This window comes from Amycolatopsis sp. NPDC049252, assembly GCF_043197175.1.
GTDB lineage: Bacteria > Actinomycetota > Actinomycetes > Mycobacteriales > Pseudonocardiaceae > Amycolatopsis.
The window spans coordinates 63,521-82,862 of the sequence record NZ_JBICSQ010000035.1 but is presented as its reverse complement, the minus strand read 5'-3'; the positions used below and the strand labels follow the sequence as shown (position 1 = coordinate 82,862).

Annotated in this window: 22 protein-coding genes; 16 read left to right on the top strand and 6 right to left on the bottom strand. The window is 72.2% G+C overall.

Annotation, left to right across the window (positions count from 1 at the left end):
- Positions 1-204: 204 nt before the first annotated feature.
- Positions 205-963: a TIGR03943 family putative permease subunit gene (locus ACGFMK_RS29565; protein WP_392769889.1), complete on the top strand. Its 759-nt coding sequence runs from the start codon at positions 205-207 to the stop codon at positions 961-963.
- A 55-nt stretch (positions 964-1,018) separates the two neighbouring features.
- Here ACGFMK_RS29565 and ACGFMK_RS29560 read toward each other — a convergent pair whose 3' ends face one another.
- Together ACGFMK_RS29560 and ACGFMK_RS29555 are read right to left on the bottom strand one after the other, a co-directional pair.
- The gene (locus tag ACGFMK_RS29560; RefSeq protein ID WP_323335851.1) at positions 1,019-1,432 is read right to left on the bottom strand and encodes a transcriptional repressor; all 414 of its coding nucleotides are present in this window, start codon (positions 1,430-1,432) and stop codon (positions 1,019-1,021) included.
- Positions 1,432-1,812: an ArsR/SmtB family transcription factor gene (locus tag ACGFMK_RS29555; RefSeq protein ID WP_392769885.1), complete on the bottom strand. Its 381-nt coding sequence runs from the start codon at positions 1,810-1,812 to the stop codon at positions 1,432-1,434. The genes ACGFMK_RS29560 and ACGFMK_RS29555 overlap by 1 nt, the downstream gene beginning before the upstream one ends.
- A gap of 270 nt (positions 1,813-2,082) precedes the next feature.
- On the opposite strand from ACGFMK_RS29555, the gene ACGFMK_RS29550 reads away from it, so the two are divergent.
- The 13 genes from ACGFMK_RS29550 to ACGFMK_RS29490 all read left to right on the top strand — a co-directional run bounded on the left by ACGFMK_RS29550 (position 2,083) and on the right by ACGFMK_RS29490 (position 15,290).
- Positions 2,083-3,174 carry an LPXTG cell wall anchor domain-containing protein gene (locus ACGFMK_RS29550; RefSeq protein WP_392769882.1) on the top strand — a complete coding sequence of 364 codons (1,092 nt, stop codon included), beginning with the start codon at positions 2,083-2,085 and terminating at the stop codon, positions 3,172-3,174.
- A complete protein-coding gene (locus tag ACGFMK_RS29545) occupies positions 3,175-3,813 on the top strand; it encodes a class F sortase (RefSeq protein ID WP_392769880.1) in 639 nt (212 codons plus the stop codon). It begins immediately after the preceding gene.
- Between the two features lie 79 nt (positions 3,814-3,892).
- On the top strand, positions 3,893-4,546 hold the full coding sequence (locus ACGFMK_RS29540) for a class F sortase (RefSeq protein WP_392769877.1): 654 nt from the start codon (positions 3,893-3,895) through the stop codon (positions 4,544-4,546).
- A gap of 88 nt (positions 4,547-4,634) precedes the next feature.
- The gene (locus ACGFMK_RS29535) at positions 4,635-6,023 is read left to right on the top strand and encodes a glycine--tRNA ligase (RefSeq protein ID WP_392769875.1); all 1,389 of its coding nucleotides are present in this window, start codon (positions 4,635-4,637) and stop codon (positions 6,021-6,023) included.
- A 159-nt stretch (positions 6,024-6,182) separates the two neighbouring features.
- Positions 6,183-7,115, top strand: a complete 933-nt coding sequence (locus ACGFMK_RS29530; RefSeq protein ID WP_392769872.1) for an ABC transporter ATP-binding protein — start codon at positions 6,183-6,185, stop codon at positions 7,113-7,115.
- Positions 7,112-7,852 (top strand): ABC transporter permease, encoded by a 741-nt coding sequence (locus ACGFMK_RS29525; RefSeq protein ID WP_392769870.1) that lies wholly within the window; start codon positions 7,112-7,114, stop codon positions 7,850-7,852. The genes ACGFMK_RS29530 and ACGFMK_RS29525 overlap by 4 nt, the downstream gene beginning before the upstream one ends.
- Before the next feature lie 25 nt (positions 7,853-7,877).
- On the top strand, positions 7,878-9,083 hold the full coding sequence (locus ACGFMK_RS29520) for a sensor histidine kinase (RefSeq protein ID WP_392769867.1): 1,206 nt from the start codon (positions 7,878-7,880) through the stop codon (positions 9,081-9,083).
- Positions 9,080-9,685, top strand: coding sequence for a response regulator (locus ACGFMK_RS29515; protein ID WP_392769865.1), 606 nt, complete (start codon positions 9,080-9,082; stop codon positions 9,683-9,685). Before ACGFMK_RS29520 ends, ACGFMK_RS29515 begins: the two co-directional genes overlap by 4 nt.
- A gap of 32 nt (positions 9,686-9,717) precedes the next feature.
- Positions 9,718-10,371 carry a YdcF family protein gene (locus ACGFMK_RS29510; RefSeq protein ID WP_392769862.1) on the top strand — a complete coding sequence of 218 codons (654 nt, stop codon included), beginning with the start codon at positions 9,718-9,720 and terminating at the stop codon, positions 10,369-10,371.
- Positions 10,372-10,405: 34 nt separating this feature from the next.
- On the top strand, positions 10,406-11,683 hold the full coding sequence (locus ACGFMK_RS29505; RefSeq protein ID WP_392769859.1) for a deoxyguanosinetriphosphate triphosphohydrolase: 1,278 nt from the start codon (positions 10,406-10,408) through the stop codon (positions 11,681-11,683).
- 120 nt (positions 11,684-11,803) lie between these two features.
- Positions 11,804-12,898 (top strand): serpin family protein, encoded by a 1,095-nt coding sequence (locus ACGFMK_RS29500; protein ID WP_392769857.1) that lies wholly within the window; start codon positions 11,804-11,806, stop codon positions 12,896-12,898.
- A gap of 95 nt (positions 12,899-12,993) precedes the next feature.
- Positions 12,994-14,709 carry a glycosyl transferase gene (locus ACGFMK_RS29495; RefSeq protein WP_392769898.1) on the top strand — a complete coding sequence of 572 codons (1,716 nt, stop codon included), beginning with the start codon at positions 12,994-12,996 and terminating at the stop codon, positions 14,707-14,709.
- A 41-nt stretch (positions 14,710-14,750) separates the two neighbouring features.
- Positions 14,751-15,290, top strand: coding sequence for a DinB family protein (locus tag ACGFMK_RS29490; protein WP_392769855.1), 540 nt, complete (start codon positions 14,751-14,753; stop codon positions 15,288-15,290).
- Between the two features lie 17 nt (positions 15,291-15,307).
- On the opposite strand, the gene ACGFMK_RS29485 is transcribed toward ACGFMK_RS29490, so the two are convergent.
- The 3 genes from ACGFMK_RS29485 to ACGFMK_RS29475 are packed head-to-tail and all read right to left on the bottom strand — an operon-like array spanning position 15,308 to position 16,690.
- The gene (locus tag ACGFMK_RS29485) at positions 15,308-15,706 is read right to left on the bottom strand and encodes a VOC family protein (RefSeq protein WP_392769853.1); all 399 of its coding nucleotides are present in this window, start codon (positions 15,704-15,706) and stop codon (positions 15,308-15,310) included.
- A complete protein-coding gene (locus ACGFMK_RS29480) occupies positions 15,699-16,049 on the bottom strand; it encodes a VOC family protein (RefSeq protein ID WP_392769851.1) in 351 nt (116 codons plus the stop codon). Before ACGFMK_RS29480 ends, ACGFMK_RS29485 begins: the two co-directional genes overlap by 8 nt.
- A gap of 38 nt (positions 16,050-16,087) precedes the next feature.
- Entirely contained in the window at positions 16,088-16,690 is a 603-nt protein-coding gene (locus ACGFMK_RS29475; protein WP_392769848.1) for a TetR/AcrR family transcriptional regulator, read from the bottom strand.
- Between the two features lie 102 nt (positions 16,691-16,792).
- Between ACGFMK_RS29475 and ACGFMK_RS29470 the strand changes: the two genes are divergently transcribed.
- Positions 16,793-17,494 carry a carboxymuconolactone decarboxylase family protein gene (locus ACGFMK_RS29470; protein WP_392769845.1) on the top strand — a complete coding sequence of 234 codons (702 nt, stop codon included), beginning with the start codon at positions 16,793-16,795 and terminating at the stop codon, positions 17,492-17,494.
- Here the strand turns inward: ACGFMK_RS29470 and ACGFMK_RS29465 are convergent.
- Entirely contained in the window at positions 17,491-17,946 is a 456-nt protein-coding gene (locus ACGFMK_RS29465; RefSeq protein ID WP_392769843.1) for a MarR family winged helix-turn-helix transcriptional regulator, read from the bottom strand. The genes ACGFMK_RS29470 and ACGFMK_RS29465 overlap by 4 nt on opposite strands.
- 24 nt (positions 17,947-17,970) lie before the next feature.
- Here ACGFMK_RS29465 and ACGFMK_RS29460 point away from each other — a divergent pair, with 24 nt between their 5' ends.
- Positions 17,971-19,329 (top strand): MFS transporter, encoded by a 1,359-nt coding sequence (locus ACGFMK_RS29460; protein ID WP_392769840.1) that lies wholly within the window; start codon positions 17,971-17,973, stop codon positions 19,327-19,329.
- Positions 19,330-19,342 lie beyond the last annotated feature (13 nt).

Sequence of the window (19,342 nt, the reverse complement as noted above, 5' to 3'; positions counted from 1 at the left end):
CCTGGCTTCCGGTGGTCGGCGACCGCAGGCGGCTGCGCTTCTGGTGGTGAGGAGGCGGGTTGGTGCGGGCGGAGTGGGTCTCGTGTTCGGCGGCGCATCGGCGGAACCGGCCTGGCCGCTGAGCCTGGCTTCCGGCTGCGAAGCGATCACTCGGCAACGGCAGGTCGTCGTGCGTGCACAACCGGGCAGGGACGTGGGGCCGTCGTGAAAAGGGAAACCCAGAACATCCTGCTGATCCTGCTCGGTGGCGCGCTGGTCAAGATCGCCGTCAACGGCGACTACCTGCGCTACGTCAAACCGGCGCAGCAGCCGTGGATCATCGCGGGCGGGGCGGTCATGGTGGTGCTCGGGGCCGTCGCGGTCGCGCGGGATCTGCTTGCCGCGCGGGCGAAAGCGCCCGCAACGGACAGCCACGACAGCCACGACAGCCACGACAGCCACGACGGCTACGACCACACGCACCCGGCCCGGCCCGCCTGGTTGCTGCTGGTTCCCGTGCTGGCCGTCTTCCTGGTCGCACCACCGGCACTGGGCGCGGACTCGGTGATCCGCACCGAGGCACGCGTCCCGGCGAGCGCGGCCGCGGCCAACGCGGCGGCCTTCCCGCCACTGCCCGCGGGGAACGTCGTGCCCTTGTCGGTCAACGAGTTCGTCAGCCGCGCGGGCTGGGACAAGGCGGGCACGCTCGACGGCCGCACCGTGTCGCTGACCGGGTTCGTGGTCCACGCGGAAGGCCGGACCCTGCTGGCCCGCCTGGTGATCAGCTGCTGCGCGGCCGACGCCTTCCCGGTGACGGTCCGCCTCACCGGCACCGAAGCGGCCCGGTACGCGAGTGACGCCTGGATCCAGGTGACCGGCCAGGTGGTCCCGGGCACGGCCACGAGGGCCAACAGCTACACCCCGGACTTCACCGCGGCCTCGGTCGCGACCGTCCCGGCCCCGAAGGACCCGTACGAGTACTGACCGCAGGCTGACTGGGATCGGCACCGTGGTGTGAACAAACCCTCGGCCGTGCTGCTCAGTGCTCCGCGCAGGTGCCGGTGATCTCCACCGTGTGCGAGATCTCCGAAAAGCCGTGCTCCGCCGCGATCTTCTCCGCCCAGCGCTCGACCGCCGGCCCCTCGACCTCCACCGTGCGGCCGCACAGGCGGCAGACCAGGTGATGGTGGTGGTGCGCCGAGCAGCGGCGGTAGATGGCCTCGCCGGAATCGGTGCGCAGGACGTCGATCTCGCCCGCCTCCGACAGCGACTGCAGGGTGCGGTACACCGTGGTCAGGCCGATGCCGTCACCACGTTTGCGCAGCTCGTCGTGCAGTTCCTGGGCCGAGCGGAAGTCGTCGACCGTGCTCAGCAGCTCGACGACCGCGGCCCGCTGCTTGGTCGATCGGCGCCCGGGCACCGGGGCCTGGCCGCGCGGCGCGACGGGAGTCATCACTGCTTTCCTTCCTGCACGTGGTCGACGGCGTCGACGACGATGTGCGCCAGGTGGTCGTCGGCGAGCCGGTAGACGACCTCGCGGCCGCGGCGTTCGCCCTGCACCACCCCGGCGGTCTTGAGCACCCGCAGGTGCTGGCTGATCAGGGGCTGCGCGACGTCGAGGGCGTCCACCAGCTCGTGCACGCACCGGTCGGCCTCGCGCAGCTGCAGCACGATCGCGATCCGGACCGGGGCCGCCAGCGCGCGCAGCAGGTCGCCCGCGTCGGCCAGCACGGCGGTCGACGGGTGGACGGACGGCGCCGCGCGGTCGCGTTCGGGCTCGTGCGTGTGCGGTCCGGCCTCGTCCGCGACGCCGCTGCCCGCCACCGTCGCCATAACCGCCTCCACGTCGCCGCCGCTTGAGACCATGAATTCCGTAGTCATTGCCGATAACGGCGTGGCCCATCCTAGTGTTCCCCCGTCCGGGCCCCCGTTCCGTCACCGCCTCTGCGGGGTCCGGCGGCTGTCATTGCTCCATTCGGGTGAGTTCGTGGGATATTGGCTCTTCGGCTTCGCAAGTGGTGGCCGACGGTGCAAGGTTGTCGCGGAGCGTTTTGTCGCCTCTCGTACGCTGGCGACCCGCCCGAGCAGACGCAGTGGGGAGACATGGCCCGTTTCGCAACGAAGGCAGCCGTACTGACGGCCGTGCTGTTCCCGCTGGCCGGAGTGGGTGTGGCCGGAGCGCAGAGCCAGGCGGTCGACGAGAAGACCGGGCCGGTTTCGTTCGCGAACGTGGCGTCGGTCCGCATCGGCGGCGAAGGCCAGCACGGCGGCTCCCTGATCACCGAGACCCAGCGCTCGCCGCTGCTGCCCGGCCAGTCGAAGCTCGGCACCGACCGGGTCACCGTGCCCAAGGACGACGGCGAGCGCGCCACGTTCGGCGGGCACTACGCGATCGACCTCGGCCGCTACAGCGGGTCGCAGGACCCGTACCCGGCCGGGGTCGGGAGCCGGGACCACAACGTCGTCGCCGCGCTGCAGGCGACCACCGTGCCCACCGCCGTCGCCGAGACCAACTACGCGCTGCGCGACACCTGGCAGGGCGGGGCCAAGGCGCTGGACGACACCGTGCTCGTGCTCGAGGGCGCCAAGACCGCGGTGGACTGCACCGGCCCGGCGAAGCTCACCGGCACGTCCTCGGTGACGCGGCTGTGGGTGCGCCAGGCCGGCGGCGCGCTCGGCATCGTGCCGATGCCCGGCGGCAACGCGGGCCTGGAGCTGAAGAACCTGCGGCTCGGCCCGCCCGGCGACCTGACCAACGCCAGCAAGGACACCACGGTCTCGGACCTCAAGCTGACCCGCGTCGCTTCGTTCGACCAGCTGATCCGCCAGGACGGCTGGCGCGGGGGCGACTACACCGCGGTCGCCGGCTGGCGGGTCGAGATCACCACACACGTCAAGGACGCGCAGGGCGCCGCGCTGCAGGACGTCCAGACGAACATCGTGCTCGGCGGGGTCAGCTGCTCGGTCCCGAAGGGGTTCGTCGCGAAGTCCGCCGGCGGCACCGGCGCCGGCGCCACCGCGACGCAGCCCGCCGTGCCGACGCAGGTCCCGGCCGGCTACCTCGGCGCGGCCGCCCCGGACACCGGCAGCGACGGCTCGCGCGTCCCGCTCGGTATCGGGCTGCTCTTCGGCGGCGTGTTCTTCGGGAGCGTCGCCCTGCTGCTGGGCCGGCGGCGCAAGTCCGGGACGGACTAGGTGCTGCGCACCGGGCTGGCCGCCCTCGCGGGGGCCCTGGCCGTGGCCGCCTTCGCGGCCGGTGTCGTCGTGCTGACGTGGCTGCCGCCCGAGCCGGTGTCGATCGCCGCGCCCGCCCCCGGCACGCTGCCGGGGGAGAACGCGGCCCCGGCCGTGCTGCCCGCGGACAGCTCGTCCACCGCCCAGCAGCGCCCGGGCACGGTCCGCCTCCCCGACGGCGCCACCGCGCGGCTCGTCCGCACCGAGCTCACCGACACCGGCGTGCTGCCGATCCCGCGCGGCCTCGGTGACGCCGCGTGGTGGGGCGCCAAGCTGGGCGCCGACCGCGGCGCGGCGTTGCTGTCCGGGCACGTGAACTGGGAAGGGCAGCGGGGTCCGTTCGACGAGCTGTGGCGGATGCGCGACGGTGACGACGTCAGCGTCGTCGACGCCCGCGGCGACCGCTGGGTCTACCGCGTCGACGACGTCGTGACGCTGCCGAAGGAGACACTGCCCGCGCAGGCCCCCCGCTGGTTCGCGCCCGACGGCCCGCACCGGCTGGTGCTGGTGACCTGCGGCGGCGACTACGTCGGCGGCACCGAAGGCTACGACCAGAACCGCCTGGTCACCGCGACGCTGGTGACCCGCCCCACCGGCTGACCGGGTTCGGTGCAACCTCCTCCGCCCGCCGCGGCATGTGTCTCTGTGCACTGGTCACGGAGCGAAGGAGCACAGGCGCATGCAGGAGCACAACCCGGCGGAGCGGAAGAAGGGCCCCGGCCGCTGGTGGATCGTCGGCGTGGCCGGCGCGTTCGTGATCGCGGCGCTGGTCGCCACCCTGCTCGTGTTCACTGGAAAGGATGAACCTGCCAGCGCGAACGGCGCAGGAGCGCCGGTCGCGACCGGGACGTCCGCGCAGAGCACCGGCACCCCGCAGGATACCGGCCAGGCGCCGGCGCAGCTCGCGCTGCCCGGGGGCGGCACGGCGAAGCTCGTCCAGGAGGACCTCGACGCCGACGGCGCGCTGAAGATCCCCGAGGGGCTCGACGAGGCCGCCTGGTGGGGCGCGAAGCTGGGCGCCGACCACGGCGTCGCGCTGCTTTCCGGGCACGTGAACTGGAAGGGCAAGAAGGGCCCGTTCAACGAGCTGTGGCAGGTCAAGCAGGGCCAGGAGGTCAAGCTGACCGACGCCGCGGGCGGCGCCTGGGTCTACCGGGTCGACGCGACCGAGACCATCCACAAGTCCGAGCTGGCCGGGCGTTCGGAGCAGCTGTTCTCCCCGGACGGCCCGCACAAGCTCCTGCTGATCACCTGCGGCGGCGAGTACGTCGGCGGCACCGAGGGCTACGAGGACAACCGCGTGGTGACGGCGTCACTGGTGTCGCGGCCGTAGGTTCACCTGGGCGGAAAGCGGTGGACCCCGGCGGATACCCTTGAGGTTCTAGTCCGATAACCGTCCCCGCATGCTTCCGGAGCGTGGAGTGCCCACGAACACCATTGAGACCGTAGTCAGCCTGTGCAAACGCCGTGGTTTCGTCTTCCCCAGCGGAGAGATCTACGGCGGTACCCGCTCGGCGTGGGACTACGGGCCGCTCGGGGTCGAGCTGAAGGACAACATCAAGCGCCAGTGGTGGAAGACCGTGGTCCAGGCCCGCGACGACGTCGTCGGCCTCGACTCCTCGGTGATCCTGCCGCGCCAGGTGTGGGTCGCGTCGGGGCACGTCAACGTGTTCACCGACCCGCTGATCGAGTGCCTTTCGTGCCACAAGCGGTTCCGTGCCGACCAGCTCGCCGAGGAGTACGCGGCGCGCAGCGGCAAGGAGACGACCGAGGACGACCTGTCCGACGTGCCCTGCCCGAACTGCGGCACGCGCGGCCAGTACACCGCGCCGCGGGACTTCAACATGATGCTGAAGACCTACCTCGGCCCGGTGGAGTCCGAAGAGGGCCTGCACTACCTCCGCCCGGAGACCGCGCAGGGCATCTTCGTCAACTTCTCGAACGTCCAGACGACGTCGCGGATGAAGCCGCCGTTCGGCATCGGCCAGATCGGCAAGTCGTTCCGCAACGAGATCACGCCGGGCAACTTCATCTTCCGGACGCGCGAGTTCGAGCAGATGGAGATGGAGTTCTTCGTCGAGCCGGGTGAGGACGAGACCTGGCACCAGTACTGGATCGACGAGCGCACGAAGTGGTACAGGGACCTCGGCATCAAGGCCGACAACCTGCGCCACTTCGAGCACCCGAAGGAAAAGCTCTCGCACTACGCGAAGCGCACCGTCGACATCGAGTACCGGTTCGCGTTCAACGCCGGCCAGGAGTGGGGCGAGCTGGAAGGCATCGCCAACCGCACCGACTTCGACCTGACCACGCACTCGAACCACTCGGGTCAGGACCTGTCGTACTTCGACCCCACGTCGAAGCAGCGGTACCGCCCGTTCGTCATCGAGCCCGCCGCCGGTGTCGGCCGGTCGATGATGGCGTTCCTGGTCGACGCCTACTACGAGGAGCAGGTCCCGAACGCCAAGGGCGGCACGGACACGCGCGTGGTGCTGAAGCTCGACCCGCGGCTGGCGCCGTTCAAGGCCGCGGTGCTGCCGCTGTCGCGCAACGCCGACCTCACGCCGAAGGCGAAGGCCGTCGCCGAGCTGCTGCGCAAGCACTGGAACGTCGACTTCGACGACGCGGGCTCGATCGGCAAGCGCTACCGCCGTCACGAGGAGATCGGCACGCCGTACTGCGTGACGGTCGACTTCGACAGCCTCGAGGACGACGCCGTCACGGTCCGCGACCGCGACAGCATGGCCCAGGAGCGCGTCGCGATCGACAAACTCGAGGCCTACCTGGCCGGCCGCCTGATCGGCTGCTGACCCACTTCGAACGTCCGTGAAGGCCTCCTTACCGGCTCTAAGAGCCGGTAAGGAGGCCTTCACGGCTTTCCGGGGAACCGTGCACCCCTGACACCTGTCACCCCCAGGTCGTGACGCACGGTCTGGGGACGGCGGCCCGCCGGGCGGCAGCCTGGGGGCATGCGAGAAACAGACATCCAGGCGGTGGCGGCGGGGGCCGCGATCCACCTCACCGGCCTGCGGAAGCACTACGGCGACGTCCACGCGGTCGACGGCGTCGACCTGACCATCGCCCCGGGCGAGGTGGTCGCCCTGCTCGGGCCCAACGGCGCGGGCAAGTCCACCACCGTCGACATGATCCTCGGGCTCAGCACGCCGGACAGCGGTGAGGTGCGCGTCTTCGGCCGCAAGCCGATCGACGCCGTCCGCGCCGGCCTGATCGGCGCGATGCTGCAGGGCGGTGCCCTGATGGACGACCTGACCGTCGCCGAGACCGTGGGCATGGTCGCGGCGCTGCACCGCAAGCCGATGCCGGTCGCCGAAGCCCTGCGTGCCGCCGGGGTCGAAGAGCTGGCCGGCCGCCGCGCCAACAAGCTGTCGGGCGGCCAGAAGCAGCGCGTGCGCTTCGCCGTCGCGCTGGTCAGCAACCCCGACCTGCTGATCCTCGACGAGCCGACCGCCGCCATGGACGTCGGCACGCGCCGGGAGTTCTGGCAGTCGATGTACTCGTTCACCGAGTCCGGCCGCACGGTCGTGTTCGCCACGCACTACCTCGAAGAGGCCGAGGAGTTCGCCGACCGGGTGGTGCTGATGCGGCGCGGCCGGATCGTCGCCGACGGGTCGGTCGCCGAGGTCCGCGCGCTGGCCGGGGGCCGCACCCTGCGCGCCGCCGTCCCCGGCGCCACGGAAGCCGTGATCGCGGCATTGCCGGGCGTCAAGGAGTTCGAGCTGCGCGGTGACCGCGTCGCCATCTCCAGCGGCGACTCCGACGCGACGCTGTGGGCGCTGAAGTCCGCGGTGCCCGCGGTGCACGACGTCGAAATCGGCGCCGTCGGCCTCGAAGGCGCCTTCCTGTCCCTGACCGCCGACGAGACCCCGGAGTCCGTGCGATGAACGCCACCTACCTGGTCACCGAGATCCGCCGCAACTTCCGGGCGCCACGGTTCCTGATCTTCGTCGTCGCCTTCCCGGTGCTGATGTTCCTGTTGCAGGCCAACGTCTTCACCAAGTCGTCCGATCCGGAGCACGCGCAGATCGTGGCCGTGATCATGATCAACATGATGACGTTCGGCGCGTTCGCCGCCGCGACCAACAGCGGCGCCCGGCTCGCGCTGGAGCGGGCCGCGGGCTGGCAGCGGCAGCTGCGCCTGACCCCGCTGACCGGCACCGGCTACCTGGCCGGCAAGGGCGTCTCCGGCCTGCTCGTCGGGCTGCCCGCGCTGATCCTCGTGCCCGCGCTCGCCGTGCTCGGCGAGGGCGTCCACCTCGACGCCGCGGGCTGGGTGCGGATCTTCGCCGGCGTCTGGCTCGGCACGATCCCGCTGGTGCTGCTCGGGCTGCTGCTCGGCCAGTTCGGCACGCCGGAGTCGATGCAGCCGATCAACATGCTCGTCACCCTCGGCATGGGCTTCCTGGGCGGGCTGTGGATCCCGATCGAGACGATGCCCGGCTGGATGCACGACGTCGCCCAGATCATGCCGACGTACTGGGTGCTGCAGCTGGCGCGGCCCGCGGTGACCACCGACATGGTCGTGTCGCTGCCGACCGCCGTGGGCGTGCTCGCGGCGTGGACGGTCGTGCTGGGGGCCCTGGTGATCAGGCGTTACCGTAAGGACAGCGCCCGCGTTTGAGGGCCGGAGGGGACGAGGAACGGCGATGGCGAGCGACGACACGAACCGCCGGTTCGGGCTGAACACGCGGGAAGGGTGGTGGGACGACCCGCTGCCCGACGGGAAGAACCAGGGCCCGGACACCGTGCGCTGGCCGATCATGGGCGCGGTCTTCCTGCTGCCGTTCCTCATCCCGATCACGAAGTCGCTCCTGGCCGAGCCCGTCGTGACCGTGCCGGTCGTGCTCAGCTGGCTCCTGGTCTACGCCTACGCCGCCTGCTACCTGCTGTTCCCGTTCTTCTTCCGCCAGGTCCGCCCGCTGAAGCTGGGCTTCGGGATCGCGATGGTGGTGCTGGGGCTCGGCGTGGTCGCGGGGGTCCACGCGAACCCGTTCATCCTGCTCTACGGCACCGCGGTGATGGTGTTCCTCGCCCCCGCCGCGTGGTCGGTGATCGTCGACCTCGCGGCGCTGGTGGCCGGGGCGCTGATCCTGCTGGCCCAGGGCCGGTTCCTGGGCGACTACGGCGACCTGATCACGGTCGGCTCGGTGACGCTGGCGATGTTCTTCATGGCCAACCTGATCCGCGCCATCCGGCGCCTGGAGCTGGCCAACAAGGAGATCGCCACGCTGGCCGTGACCAACGAGCGCCAGCGCGTCGCCCGCGACCTGCACGACCTGCTCGGGCACAGCCTCACCACGATCACCGTCAAGGCGGGGCTGGCCCGGCGGGTGCTGGAGAGCGCGGGCGACATCCCGCGCGCGGTCGAGGAGATCCGCGAGGTCGAAAGCCTGACCCGCAGCGCGCTGTCCGACGTCCGCGCCACCGTGTCGGAGTACCGCGAGGTGTCGCTCTCGGCGGAGCTCGTCGGCGCCCGCGCGGCGCTGCGGGCCGCGGAGATCGACGCGGACCTGCCGCACGCGGTGGACAACGTCGCGCCGGAGTTCCAGAACGTCTTCGGGTACGTGCTGCGCGAGACCGTCACGAACGTGCTGCGGCACTCCGGGGCGAAGCAGGTGAAGGTGCACCTGGGGAAGAACTGGGTGGAGATCGAGGACGACGGCACGGCCGCCGAGGTCGTGCCGGGCAACGGCCTGCGCGGGCTCACCGAGCGGCTGGCCGCGGCCGGGGGCACCCTGCGGACGTCCGTCCGGTCCGGGGGAGGATTGGTGGTGCGGGCGGAGATCCCGCTGCCCGAACCGCGAGCGGCCGCGCCGGCCGTGCGCGCCGAACCCGCGGGAGGACTCGCTTGATCCGGGTACTGCTGGCCGACGACCAGGCGATGGTGCGCGGGGCGCTGGCCACCGTGCTGGGCCTCGAATCCGACATCGAGGTGGTCGGGCAGGTCGGCTCCGGCGACGAAGTGGTCGCCGCCGCGCGTGAACTGAAGCCCGACGTCGCCCTGCTGGACGTGCAGATGCCGGGCAAGGACGGCCTGGCGGCGGCGGCCGACCTGCGGGCCGCGCTGCCGTCGTGCCGGGTGATCATCTGCACCACGTTCGGCAGGCCCGGCTACCTGGCCCGCGCGATGGCCGCGGGCGCCGCCGGGTTCGTCGTCAAGGACGCGCCGCCCGAGCAGCTCGTCGAAGCCGTCCGGCGCGTCCACAGTGGACTCCGGGTGGTGGACCCGGCGCTGGCCGCGGAGTCGCTGGCCACCGGGGCGAGCCCGCTCACCGGCCGCGAGCTGGACGTGCTGCGCGAGGCCCGGGACGGCAGCACGGTCGCCGACGTCGCCCGCGCCCTGCACCTGTCGGAAGGCACCGTCCGCAACCACCTGTCCGCCGCGATCGGCAAGACCGGCGCCCGGACTCGCGCCGAAGCGGTCCGCGTCGCCGAGGAGCGCGGCTGGCTGTGAGCGGCCGGTGACCTTCTGACAAGATGGGGCGGGTGGGTACCGCTGAACGCACGAAACCGACGCGCGCGAGCTGGGCGCGCCGGATCGCGCTCGGCACGGTCCTCATGCTGCTCGCCCTCGTCGGCGGCACCGCGTTCCGTGTCTGGCAGGTGGCCCGCGAAAACGACCGGACGCAGGCCGACGTCATCGTGGTCCTGGGCGCGGCCCAGTACAACGGCAAGCCGTCCGACATCTACGCCGCGCGGCTGATCAAGGCGAAGCAGCTCTACGACGCGGGCGTCGCGAAGACGATCGTCACCGCGGGCGGCAAGAAGGCCGAGGACAACTTCACCGAGGCGCGGGCCGGGCAGCTGTGGCTGACCCGCCACGGCGTGCCGTCCACGGCCACGCTGGCCGTCGGCGAAGGCAGCGACACACTGCGCAGCCTGCGCGCGGTCGCCCAGCAGGTCGAGGCCCGCGACTGGCACACGGCGGTGCTGGTCAGCGACCCGTGGCACTCGTTCCGGGCCCGCACGATGGCCGGCGACCTGGGCCTGGACGCCTGGACCGCGCCGACGCACAGCGGGCCGATCGTCCAGGAGCGCGTCACGCAGGTGCGCTACATCATCCGCGAGACGGGCGCGCTGCTGTACTACCGGCTGACGAAGACCCCGGCCGACGATCTCTTCGCCACCTTCCTGGGCTGAGCTTTTTGTCGGTGCCCGCGCCTAAGCTGGCCGGGTGAACGACGGTTACTCCGAGCACGACACCGCCCGCCTCCGGCCGGAGGCGGCGAAGGGCGCGGCGCTGGCCGGGGCGCGTGCGGACGGGCGCAGCGCGTTCTCCCGCGACCGCGCCCGCGTGCTCCACTCCGCGGCGCTGCGGCGGCTCGCCGGGAAGACCCAGGTGGTCGGGCCGGGGGAGGGCGCCGAGGTCACCGGCGTGCCGCGCACCCGGCTGACGCACTCGCTGGAGGTCGCCCAGATCGGCCGCGGCATCGCCGAGGAGCTGGGCGCGGACCCGGACCTGGTGGACACCGCCGGGCTGGCGCACGACATCGGGCACCCGCCGTTCGGGCACAACGGCGAACGCGCGCTCGACGAGGTGGCCGCCGCGTGCGGCGGGTTCGAGGGCAACGCGCAGACGCTGCGCATCCTGACCCGGCTGGAACCGAAGCTCGTCGGCGAGGGCGGCGTCACGGCCGGGCTCAACCTGACCCGCGCCTGCCTCGACGCGACGACGAAGTACCCGTGGCCGCGCAAGCCGGGCCGCCGCAAGTACGGCGTCTACGCCGACGACGCCGAGGTCTTCGCCTGGGTCCGGGAAGGCGCGCCGGGGGAGGAGACCTGCCTGGAGGCCCAGATCATGGACTGGGCCGACGACGTCGCGTATTCGGTGCACGACGTCGAAGACGGCGTGCTCGCCGGCCGGATCAAGCTGCGCGTGCTGGCACAGCCGGAGGAGCGCGCCGCCGTCGCGGAGGCCGCGGCCAAGTACTTCTCCGGGCAGTCGGTGTCCACATTGGAGGGTGCGGCCGCGGAACTGCTGGCGCTGCCGGTGGTGGCGGCGGTGATCGAGGCGGGGCCGGACGGCTCGCCCGGCGCGCAGGTCGCGCTGAAGCGGCTGACCAGCGAGCTCGTCGGCCGCTTCGCGACGGCGGCGGTCACCGGCACCCGCGCGGAGTTCGGTGACGGCCCGCTCAGCCGCTACCGGGCGCGCCTCGCCGTGCCCGAGCAGGTCGCCGCCGAGGTGGCCCTGCTCAAGGCGTTGGCGTTGCGGTACGTGATGAGCGACCGGCGCCGGCTGGCGATGCAGGAAGGCCAGCGCGAGCTGCTGGGCGAGCTGGTCCACGCCCTGGCCCGGCGCGCCCCGGAGTCCCTCGACCCGCTGTTCGTCCCGGCGTGGCAGGCCGCGAAGGACGACGCGGGCCTGCTGCGCGTGGTCGTCGACCAGGTGGCCTCCCTGACCGACGCCCAGGCCCACGTCTGGCACTCCTGGCACGTGACCCGCCACCACTGAGACACGTGATCATGAAGCCGACCTTCGGTCACGCCCGCCTCCGGTGCCGGATTTGTCACCCTTGTGGGGAGTTCCGCGCGGCCGCCCGGCGGGGTGCCGGGTTCCGGTAGTCTCGCCCGCATGGCCACGGACAGCCACCTCCGGTTCGCCCTCGCCGTCCATGGGGCCCTCGGCGCCGAGGGCGGGAACTCCTGCTTCTCGCCGTATTCGGTGGCCAGCGCGCTGACGTTGGCCGCGCTCGCCGCGCGGGGCGCCACCCGTGAGGAGCTGGTCGCCCTGCTCGGCGATCCGGCCGCGCAGGCCGGGCTGCTGCGGGCGGCCACGGAGCTCGTGGAGGAGGGCCGGGGCGCCGAACAGCCCGAGCTCGCCGTCGCCAACACGCTGTGGGCCGCGGACACCCTCCCGCTCGAGGACGGGTTCAAGGCCGAGCTGGCCGGGTGGCCCGGGGCGAACGTCGAGAGCGCGCCGTTCGAGGAGGACCCCGAACGCGCCCGCGCGCTGATCAACGAGGACGTCGGCCGCACCACGCACGGGCTCATCCCGCAGCTGCTGCCGCCGGGCTCGATCGACGCCGGCGTCGCGGCCGTGCTGGTCAACGCGCTGTACCTGAAGTCCGCGTGGAAGCTGCCGTTCCGCGAGGCCAACACCACGGACGCGCCGTTCCACGCGCCGTCCGGCACCCGCGACGTCCCGACCATGTGGCTCGGCGAGAACGTCGGTTACGCGCACACCGGCGGCTGGCAGGCGGTGCGGCTGGTCGCGGCCGGTGGCCTGCAGACCGTGGTGCTGCTGCCCGACGGCGATCTCGCGGAGGCGGAGGCGTCTCTCGACGAAGCGGCGCTGACCGGCCTGCTCGGCGAGATCCGCTCGACGCGCGTCGAGCTGGCGCTCCCGAAGATCTCGCTCGACGTACCCAGCTCCCTGACCGGCGTGCTGCGCGGCCTGGGCGTGCGCACGATGTTCACCGACGCCGCCGACCTGAGCGGGCTCTCCCCGGACCCGCGGCTGACGGTGTCCGAGGTGCTGCACCAGGCCGTGCTGCGGGTCGACGAACAGGGCTTCGAAGGAGCCGCGGCGACGGCCCTGACCATGCGCCTCACCTCGATGATCACGTCCGACCCCGTCGCCGTGACGGTGGACCGTCCGTTCCTGCTGCTGGTCCGGCACGCCGGCACCGGGGCCCTCTACTTCTTCGCCAGGGTGGTCGAGCCGTGAGCTTGAAGTCCGAAGCCGTCCCCGAGCTCGTTCCACCCGCACCCGAAGCCCCGCCCGAAGGCCCGAAACGCTGGGAGTGGCCGGACTCCGCCATCATGGGCGGCTTCCTGCTGTTCACGATCCTGCTCTACAACGGCCTGTGGTTCGACCTCAAGCGCGGCTACCTGTGGAACGGCGCGTCGGACCAGAGTCAGTGGGAGTGGTACTCGACGGTCGTCGCGAAGTCCGTCCTGCACTTCCAGAACCCGTTCACCACGGACCTGCAGAACTACCCGTACGGCGTGAACATGGCGGCGAACGCGGCGATGTTCGGCCTGAACATCCCGCTCGCGCCGATCACGCTGACCTTCGGGGCCACGCTGACCTGGGCGATCGTGCTCACCGCGGGGCTCGCCGGCACCGCGATCGGCTGGTACTGGGTGTTTTCCCGGCACCTGGTGCCCAACCGCACGGCCGCCGCGATCGGCGCCGCGTTCTGCGGGTTCGCCCCGCCGATGATCTCGCACGGCAACGCGCACCCGAACTTCGTCGTGCTGTTCGTGCTGCCGTTCATCGCCTTGAAGGCGATCCAGATCGCGCACAACGAACGCCCGGTGCGCAACGGTGTCGTGCTCGGCCTGCTCGTCGCGTGGCAGATCCTGCTCGGCGAAGAGCCGCTGGCGATCTTCGGGCTCACGTTCCTGGTGTTCGTGATCGCCTACCTGATCCCGCACCGCGCCGAGCTCCGCGGCATGCTCGCGCCGCTGGCCAAGGGCGTCGGGGTCGGCGCCGTCGTGGCCCTGCTGATCGCGGGATTCCCGTTGTACTGGCAGTTCTTCGGACCGCAGAGCTTCCATTCGCTGCTGCACGGCCCGGCGGGCAACGACACGGCGGCGTTCACCCGGTTCGCGACGCAGTCGATCGCGGGCTGGCCGGAGTCCGCCGCGGACGTCTCGATGAACCGCACCGAGGAGAACGCGTTCTTCGGCTGGCCGCTGATCGTGCTCATGGTGGTGCTGACGATCTGGCTGTGGCGTGACATCACGGCGCGGGCGTTCGCGATCACCATGTACGTGATGGCGTTCCTCTCCCTGGGCGTCGAGATCACCGTGGCGCACCAGGACACCGGCGTCCCCGGGCTGTGGAAGTGGCTGGGGCAGCTGCCGTTGCTGGACTCGCTGCTCGAATCCCGGCTCGCGATGGGCTGCATCCCGGTGGTCGGCGGGCTCCTGGCGATCGCGACGCACCGCGTGTGGACGGCGGCGGCCGAGCGATCCCCGGCCGTGGACGGCAACCAGCGCGTCCCGCTGCGCCTGGTCTGGGTCGGCGCGGTGGTGGCGGTGCTGCTGCCGATCGCGCCGACGGAGCTGGTGACGCACGAGCGCCCGCTGTCGCCGCCGTTCTTCGCCGACGGCATCTGGCGCCAGTACATCGCCCCCGGCGGCTCGCTCGTGCCGGTGCCGCTGCCCAGCACCGGGGAGGCGGAACCGTTGCACTGGCAGGTGGACGCCGGCCTCGGCTACCCGATGCCCGAGGGCTACTTCGTCGGCCCGACGTCCGCGGAGGACCGCCGCGGCCGCTACGGCGCCGTCCCGCTCCCGACGTCGGACCTGTTCGCCGAGGTCGAGCGCACGGGCCAGACCGCGGACGTCACCGAGGCCGACCGCACCCAGGCGCTGGAGGACCTGCGCAAGTGGAACGCCGACGTGCTGGTGGTCGGCCCGCGCCAGAACCAGGAAGCGCTCAAGTCCACAGTGGAGCTCCTGCTCCGCAAACCGGCGGAGTTCGTCGGCGGCGTGTGGATCTGGGACGTCCGCGCGCTGACGCCTTAACGGGGCGCCACCCGCCCGGCGAATCGGTAGAGTGCGCGCCCATGACCATCGTGGACGAGCAGGGCCGGCCCGAACCCCCGGTCGACGCCGACGAAACCGGGACCCTGCTGGGGTTCCTCGAGTACCACCGCGCGACGCTGGCGTGGAAGTGCGCCGGCCTTGACGCGGCGGGCCTGCGCGCGACCGTCGGCCCGTCCCCGCTGACGCTGGGTGGCATGCTCAAGCACCTGTCCTACGTGGAGGACCACTGGTTCTCGCGCGTCCTGACCGGCGCCGAGCGGGCGGAGCCGTGGAACTCCGTCGACTGGACGGCGACCCCGGACTGGGACTGGGATTCCGCCGCCGACGACACCCCGGAGCAGCTGCGCGCGCTGTGGGAGGCGACGGTCGAACGCTCGCGCGAGCTGGTCGCGAAGGCCCTGGAGCAGGGCGGCCTCTCGCAGGTCGCCGCCCGCGGCTGGGCGGACGGCCGCAAGCCGAACCTGCGCTGGATCCTGGTCCACCTGGTGGAGGAGTACAGCCGCCACAACGGCCACGCGGATCTCATCCGCGAGTCGGTGGACGGCAGCACCGGGGAGTAAACGCCGCCCGAGACCGGTCAGCCGACGAAAACACAGAACGGGTGGCCCGCCGGGTCCGCGTAGACCCGCAACGGCTCTTCCGGATCCGCCGCTTCGTCCGCCAGCAACCGCGCACCCAACGCGGTCGCCCGCTCGTGCTGCTCGTCCAGCTCCGCGCGGGTGGCCACCGTCAGGTCCAGGTGCAGCATCTGGGGCCGCGGCCCGGTCGGCCAGGTCGGCGGAGGCAGGGTTTCGACCTGCTGGAACGCCAGCCGCGGGACGCCGGACGCGTCGTTCAGCACCAGCCAGTCGTGCTCGCCCGTTTCGTCGCCCGGGCGGTAGGCAAACCCCAGCAACCGCCGGTAGAACTCCGCCAGGGCGCGGACGTCCGTCGCGTCCAGCACGACCTGGCGCAGCCGGGGGAACCGCTCAGGCACGGGGGTGCGCGATCTGGAAGACGTTGCCGAACGGGTCGCGGACCATCGCGCGCCGGTCGCCGTACGGGGTGTCCGCCGGTTCCTCCAGGCTCGTCGCGCCGCAGTCGAGGGCTCGGCGGTACGTCGCGTCCGCGTCGGCGACGTAGACGTAGAGGAAGGCGGGGAACAGGTCCCGCTCGCCTTCGGCGGACACCAGCACGCGCGAACCGCCGATGTCGAGGTCGGCGGGGCGCCCGCTGTCCACCTCGCCGGTCGCGCCGAACACCGTGCGACGGAACGCGACGGCGGCGACGAGGTCGCTCACCACCATCCGCGGGGTCACCGCCGGGTATGCCTGGCTCATACCGGCCCACCCAAGCCCCTCCGGACCAGGAACACAAGTCAACGGCGCAGGCCGACCAGCTTCACGAGGAACCGGTCGACCTGCTCGACCGCGGGCGGCCACGGCAGGTCGGGCTCGTTGATCCGCTGCGCCAGCATGCCGTTGACGGCGGTCCGCAGGTCGATGGCGACGATCGCCGGGTCGTCCTCGGGCGCCTGGCCGGCTTCCATGCACCGGCGGACCGCTTCGGTCGTGCGGGCGACCATGACGGCTTTGAACGGCATGCCGTGGCTCCGGTGGACCTTGCTCTCGTGCAGCACCTTGTAGAGCCCGGGGTGCGCCTGCGCCCACCCGGCCTGCGCCAGGATCCGGGCGCGCAACGCGGCCGCCGGGTCCGGTGCCGCTTCGGCGGCTTCGTCGCCGGTGCGCACCAGTTCGTCGTGGCAGCGCTGCATGGCGGCCAGCACCAGCGCATCCCGGTCCGGGAAGTGCAGGTACACCGACGTCGCCGCGATCGACACCTCACGTGCGACGGCCCGCAGCGACAGGGCTTCGTCGTCGGCCAGCTCTTCGAGCATCCGGACGGCGGCCGCGATGATCTCGTCGCGGAGCAGTTCGCCTTGGCCGCGGGCGTTGGGACGGCGACGGGAGGTCTCGTTCATGGTCGTCCGAGTGTAGCTGGACACCTATCGCGCTACAGGTGTAGCGTCTCTTGCACTACGGCTGTAGCGCTACGATCGTCCAGCTACTGAGGGAGCACGATCTTGACCACTACCACCACCCCGGCGAGCCTCGACCGGCTGGCCGCGCTCGACCCCGTCTTCGCGCAAATGGTCGGCGCCTCCGCCCGGTTCCTTCGTGCGGTCCCGGAGCTGACCGACCGGGAGAAGACCTTCCTGTGCGTCACGGCCGACGTCTGCCAGGGCAGTCTCGGCCTGGCGTTCGCCGCGCACGTGCGGGCCGGCCTGAAGGCCGGAGTGTCCACTTCGGACATTCGCGAGCTGCTGCGGTTCGTTTCGTACGACTGCGGCTACCACGCGGCCGCCGCGGGCATCGAGCGGATCGCCCAGCTCGAAGCCGAGCTGGGCCTCGCGCGGCCGGAGGTCGAACTGCTGGCCGACGAGCTGGTTTCGACCGGCCCGGACGCCGCGCCGACCCCGCTCCCGGAGCCGACGCGCACCCGCCTGGCCGCGCTGGATCCGCACTTCGCCGAATACTTCGACCTGCAGTCGCGGATGCGGACCGGGCACGGCCCCGGCACGCTCACCGAACGCGAGCGCGGCCTGGTCAGCCTCAGCGTCGACGTCCACTACCAGACGCTGCGCGACACCTTCCGCATCCACGTCGGCCGCGCGCGGCGTGGTGGCGCGACGCCGGAAGACGTCCGCGCCGCACTGCGGTTCCTCGCGCAGTTCGGCGTCACCCGGGCTTGGCACGCCTGGGAGGCGCTGAACGAGATGGGCTAACCGAGCACCTCGCCCGCGAGCCGGCTCAGGTAGCCGGCGAAGCGCTCGCGATCCTCGTCCGGCCAGTGGCCTACCAGCGCGTCGAACGCCTGGCGCTGGTAGGCCCGCGACGTCTCGAGGAACTCCTTCGCCCCTTCGGTGAGGGTCAGCACGGCGCGCCGGGCGTCGCGGGTCGACGTCTCGCGCGTCACGAAGCCGTCGTGCACGGCCTCGCTGACCATCCGGCTGGCCACCGAGCGGTCGATGCCCAGCTGGCGGGCGACGTCCGCGACGGTCACCTCGCCGCTCGCGGCACCGTCGATCGCCTGGATGACGAAGAGGTTCGGCGCCGTCCAGGTCGGCGGGGCGTCGGCGGCGAAGCGCTGGACGACGTCCGGTGCCTGCTGCCGGGCCCAGTGCCGGACCAGCCGGAACAGCGCGGGACCGCCGTCACCCGGGCTTGATGTGTGCATAAGGCACGTTATAACGTGTGCTTTATGCACGAAATTGCGCCTCGCAACCTCGTCTTCGCCGGCCTGCTGCTCGGCATGGCCATGGCCCAGCTGGACGGCCTGGTCGTCGCCGCCGCGCTGCCCTCGATCGGTGTCGGCCTGCACGCCCGCACCGGCCTCGTCGCGGTCACCGCCGCCGGGCTGCTGACCCTCACCGTCGCGACGCCGTTGCACGGCCGGCTCGGCGACCTCCATGGCCGTCGCGCCTCCTTTGCGCTGTCGATCGTCGTGTTCGCGGCGGGCTCGGCGTGGTGTGCCGCCGCGCCGGACGTCGGTTCGCTGATCGCCGCCCGCGCACTGCAGGGGCTGGGCGGCAGCGGCCTGATCGTCACCGCGATGAGCGCGCTCGGCGAGCTGTTCGACCGCGACGAGCTGCTGCGCCGCCAGGGCTGGCAGACGGCGGTGTTCGCGGCCGCGACCCTGGGCGGGCCGCCGCTGGGCGGGCTGCTCGCGGCCGGACCGGGCTGGCGGTGGATCTTCCTGGTCAACCTGCCGTTGTGCGTGCCCGCGCTGCTGCTCGGACTACGCGGTCTGGCCGGGAAACCGCGCCGCACCAAGGAAAGCTTCGACGTCGCGAGCAGCGGGCTGCTGACCGCCGCGGGTGCCGCGGTGGTCGCGCTCGGCACGGTCGACGCGCTCGCCCGGAGTCCACTGTGGACGCCGGTGCTCGTCGCGGTCGCGGCGGTGGCGGGGTTCCTGTTCGTGCGACGCCAGAAGCGCACGCCGAGCCCGTTGATCTCGCCGAAGGTGTTCGCGGACGCCGTCCTGGCGCGCGCGGTCGTCGTCAACGGCCTCGCGGGCGCCGCGCTCTACGGCACGTTCACCTACGTCGCGCTGGTCGCCGCCCTCGGCGCCGGCGCGGCCGGGACCGGCCTGCTGCTCGTCGCGATGACCGCCGGGCAGCTCGCACTCTCGGTCTCCTTCGCCGCCCTGGCACGAAAACGACCCGACATGACGGCGTGGGGGCGGTCCGGCTGCGCGCTCGGGGTCGCGGGGCCGGCCGCGATCGCCGTGGCCGCCGGGGGAGGGCGCTGGCTGCTCGTGCCGGGGCTGTTCGCCATCGGGGCCGCGTTCACCGTCTGCACCTCCGCCTACACCGTGCTCGGCCAGACGCGGGCCGCGCGCGAGCTGATGGGCGTCACGATGGGCTCGCTGACCTTCGCCCGGCAGGCCGGCGGGCTGGCCGGCGCCGCGGTGTTCGGCTGGCTCGCCCTGGCCACCACCGGCGGGCTGGCCGCGCCGGGGCTGGCCGTCGTGTTCGGCGCGGCGGCCGTGACGATGCTGGTGGCGTGGCTCACCTCGCCGCGTGTCACATCGGAGGACGCCGTCTCGTTCCCTTCCTGACCGAGCCGAAGGA

Bases quoted from the DNA above. Each gene is read 5' to 3' on its own strand.
- ACGFMK_RS29560 (WP_323335851.1), bottom strand. From the start codon at position 1,432: ATGACTCCCGTCGCGCCGCGCGGCCAGGCCCCGGTGCCCGGGCGCCGA.
- ACGFMK_RS29555 (WP_392769885.1), bottom strand. From the start codon at position 1,812: ATGGCGACGGTGGCGGGCAGCGGCGTCGCGGACGAGGCCGGACCGCAC.
- ACGFMK_RS29550 (WP_392769882.1), top strand. From the start codon at position 2,083: ATGGCCCGTTTCGCAACGAAGGCAGCCGTACTGACGGCCGTGCTGTTC.
- ACGFMK_RS29540 (WP_392769877.1), top strand. From the start codon at position 3,893: ATGCAGGAGCACAACCCGGCGGAGCGGAAGAAGGGCCCCGGCCGCTGG.
- ACGFMK_RS29530 (WP_392769872.1), top strand. From the start codon at position 6,183: ATGCGAGAAACAGACATCCAGGCGGTGGCGGCGGGGGCCGCGATCCAC.
- ACGFMK_RS29525 (WP_392769870.1), top strand. From the start codon at position 7,112: ATGAACGCCACCTACCTGGTCACCGAGATCCGCCGCAACTTCCGGGCG.
- ACGFMK_RS29520 (WP_392769867.1), top strand. From the start codon at position 7,878: ATGGCGAGCGACGACACGAACCGCCGGTTCGGGCTGAACACGCGGGAA.
- ACGFMK_RS29500 (WP_392769857.1), top strand. From the start codon at position 11,804: ATGGCCACGGACAGCCACCTCCGGTTCGCCCTCGCCGTCCATGGGGCC.
- ACGFMK_RS29495 (WP_392769898.1), top strand. From the start codon at position 12,994: ATGGGCGGCTTCCTGCTGTTCACGATCCTGCTCTACAACGGCCTGTGG.
- ACGFMK_RS29490 (WP_392769855.1), top strand. From the start codon at position 14,751: ATGACCATCGTGGACGAGCAGGGCCGGCCCGAACCCCCGGTCGACGCC.
- ACGFMK_RS29480 (WP_392769851.1), bottom strand. From the start codon at position 16,049: ATGAGCCAGGCATACCCGGCGGTGACCCCGCGGATGGTGGTGAGCGAC.
- ACGFMK_RS29475 (WP_392769848.1), bottom strand. From the start codon at position 16,690: ATGAACGAGACCTCCCGTCGCCGTCCCAACGCCCGCGGCCAAGGCGAA.
- ACGFMK_RS29465 (WP_392769843.1), bottom strand. From the start codon at position 17,946: ATGCACACATCAAGCCCGGGTGACGGCGGTCCCGCGCTGTTCCGGCTG.
- ACGFMK_RS29460 (WP_392769840.1), top strand. From the start codon at position 17,971: ATGCACGAAATTGCGCCTCGCAACCTCGTCTTCGCCGGCCTGCTGCTC.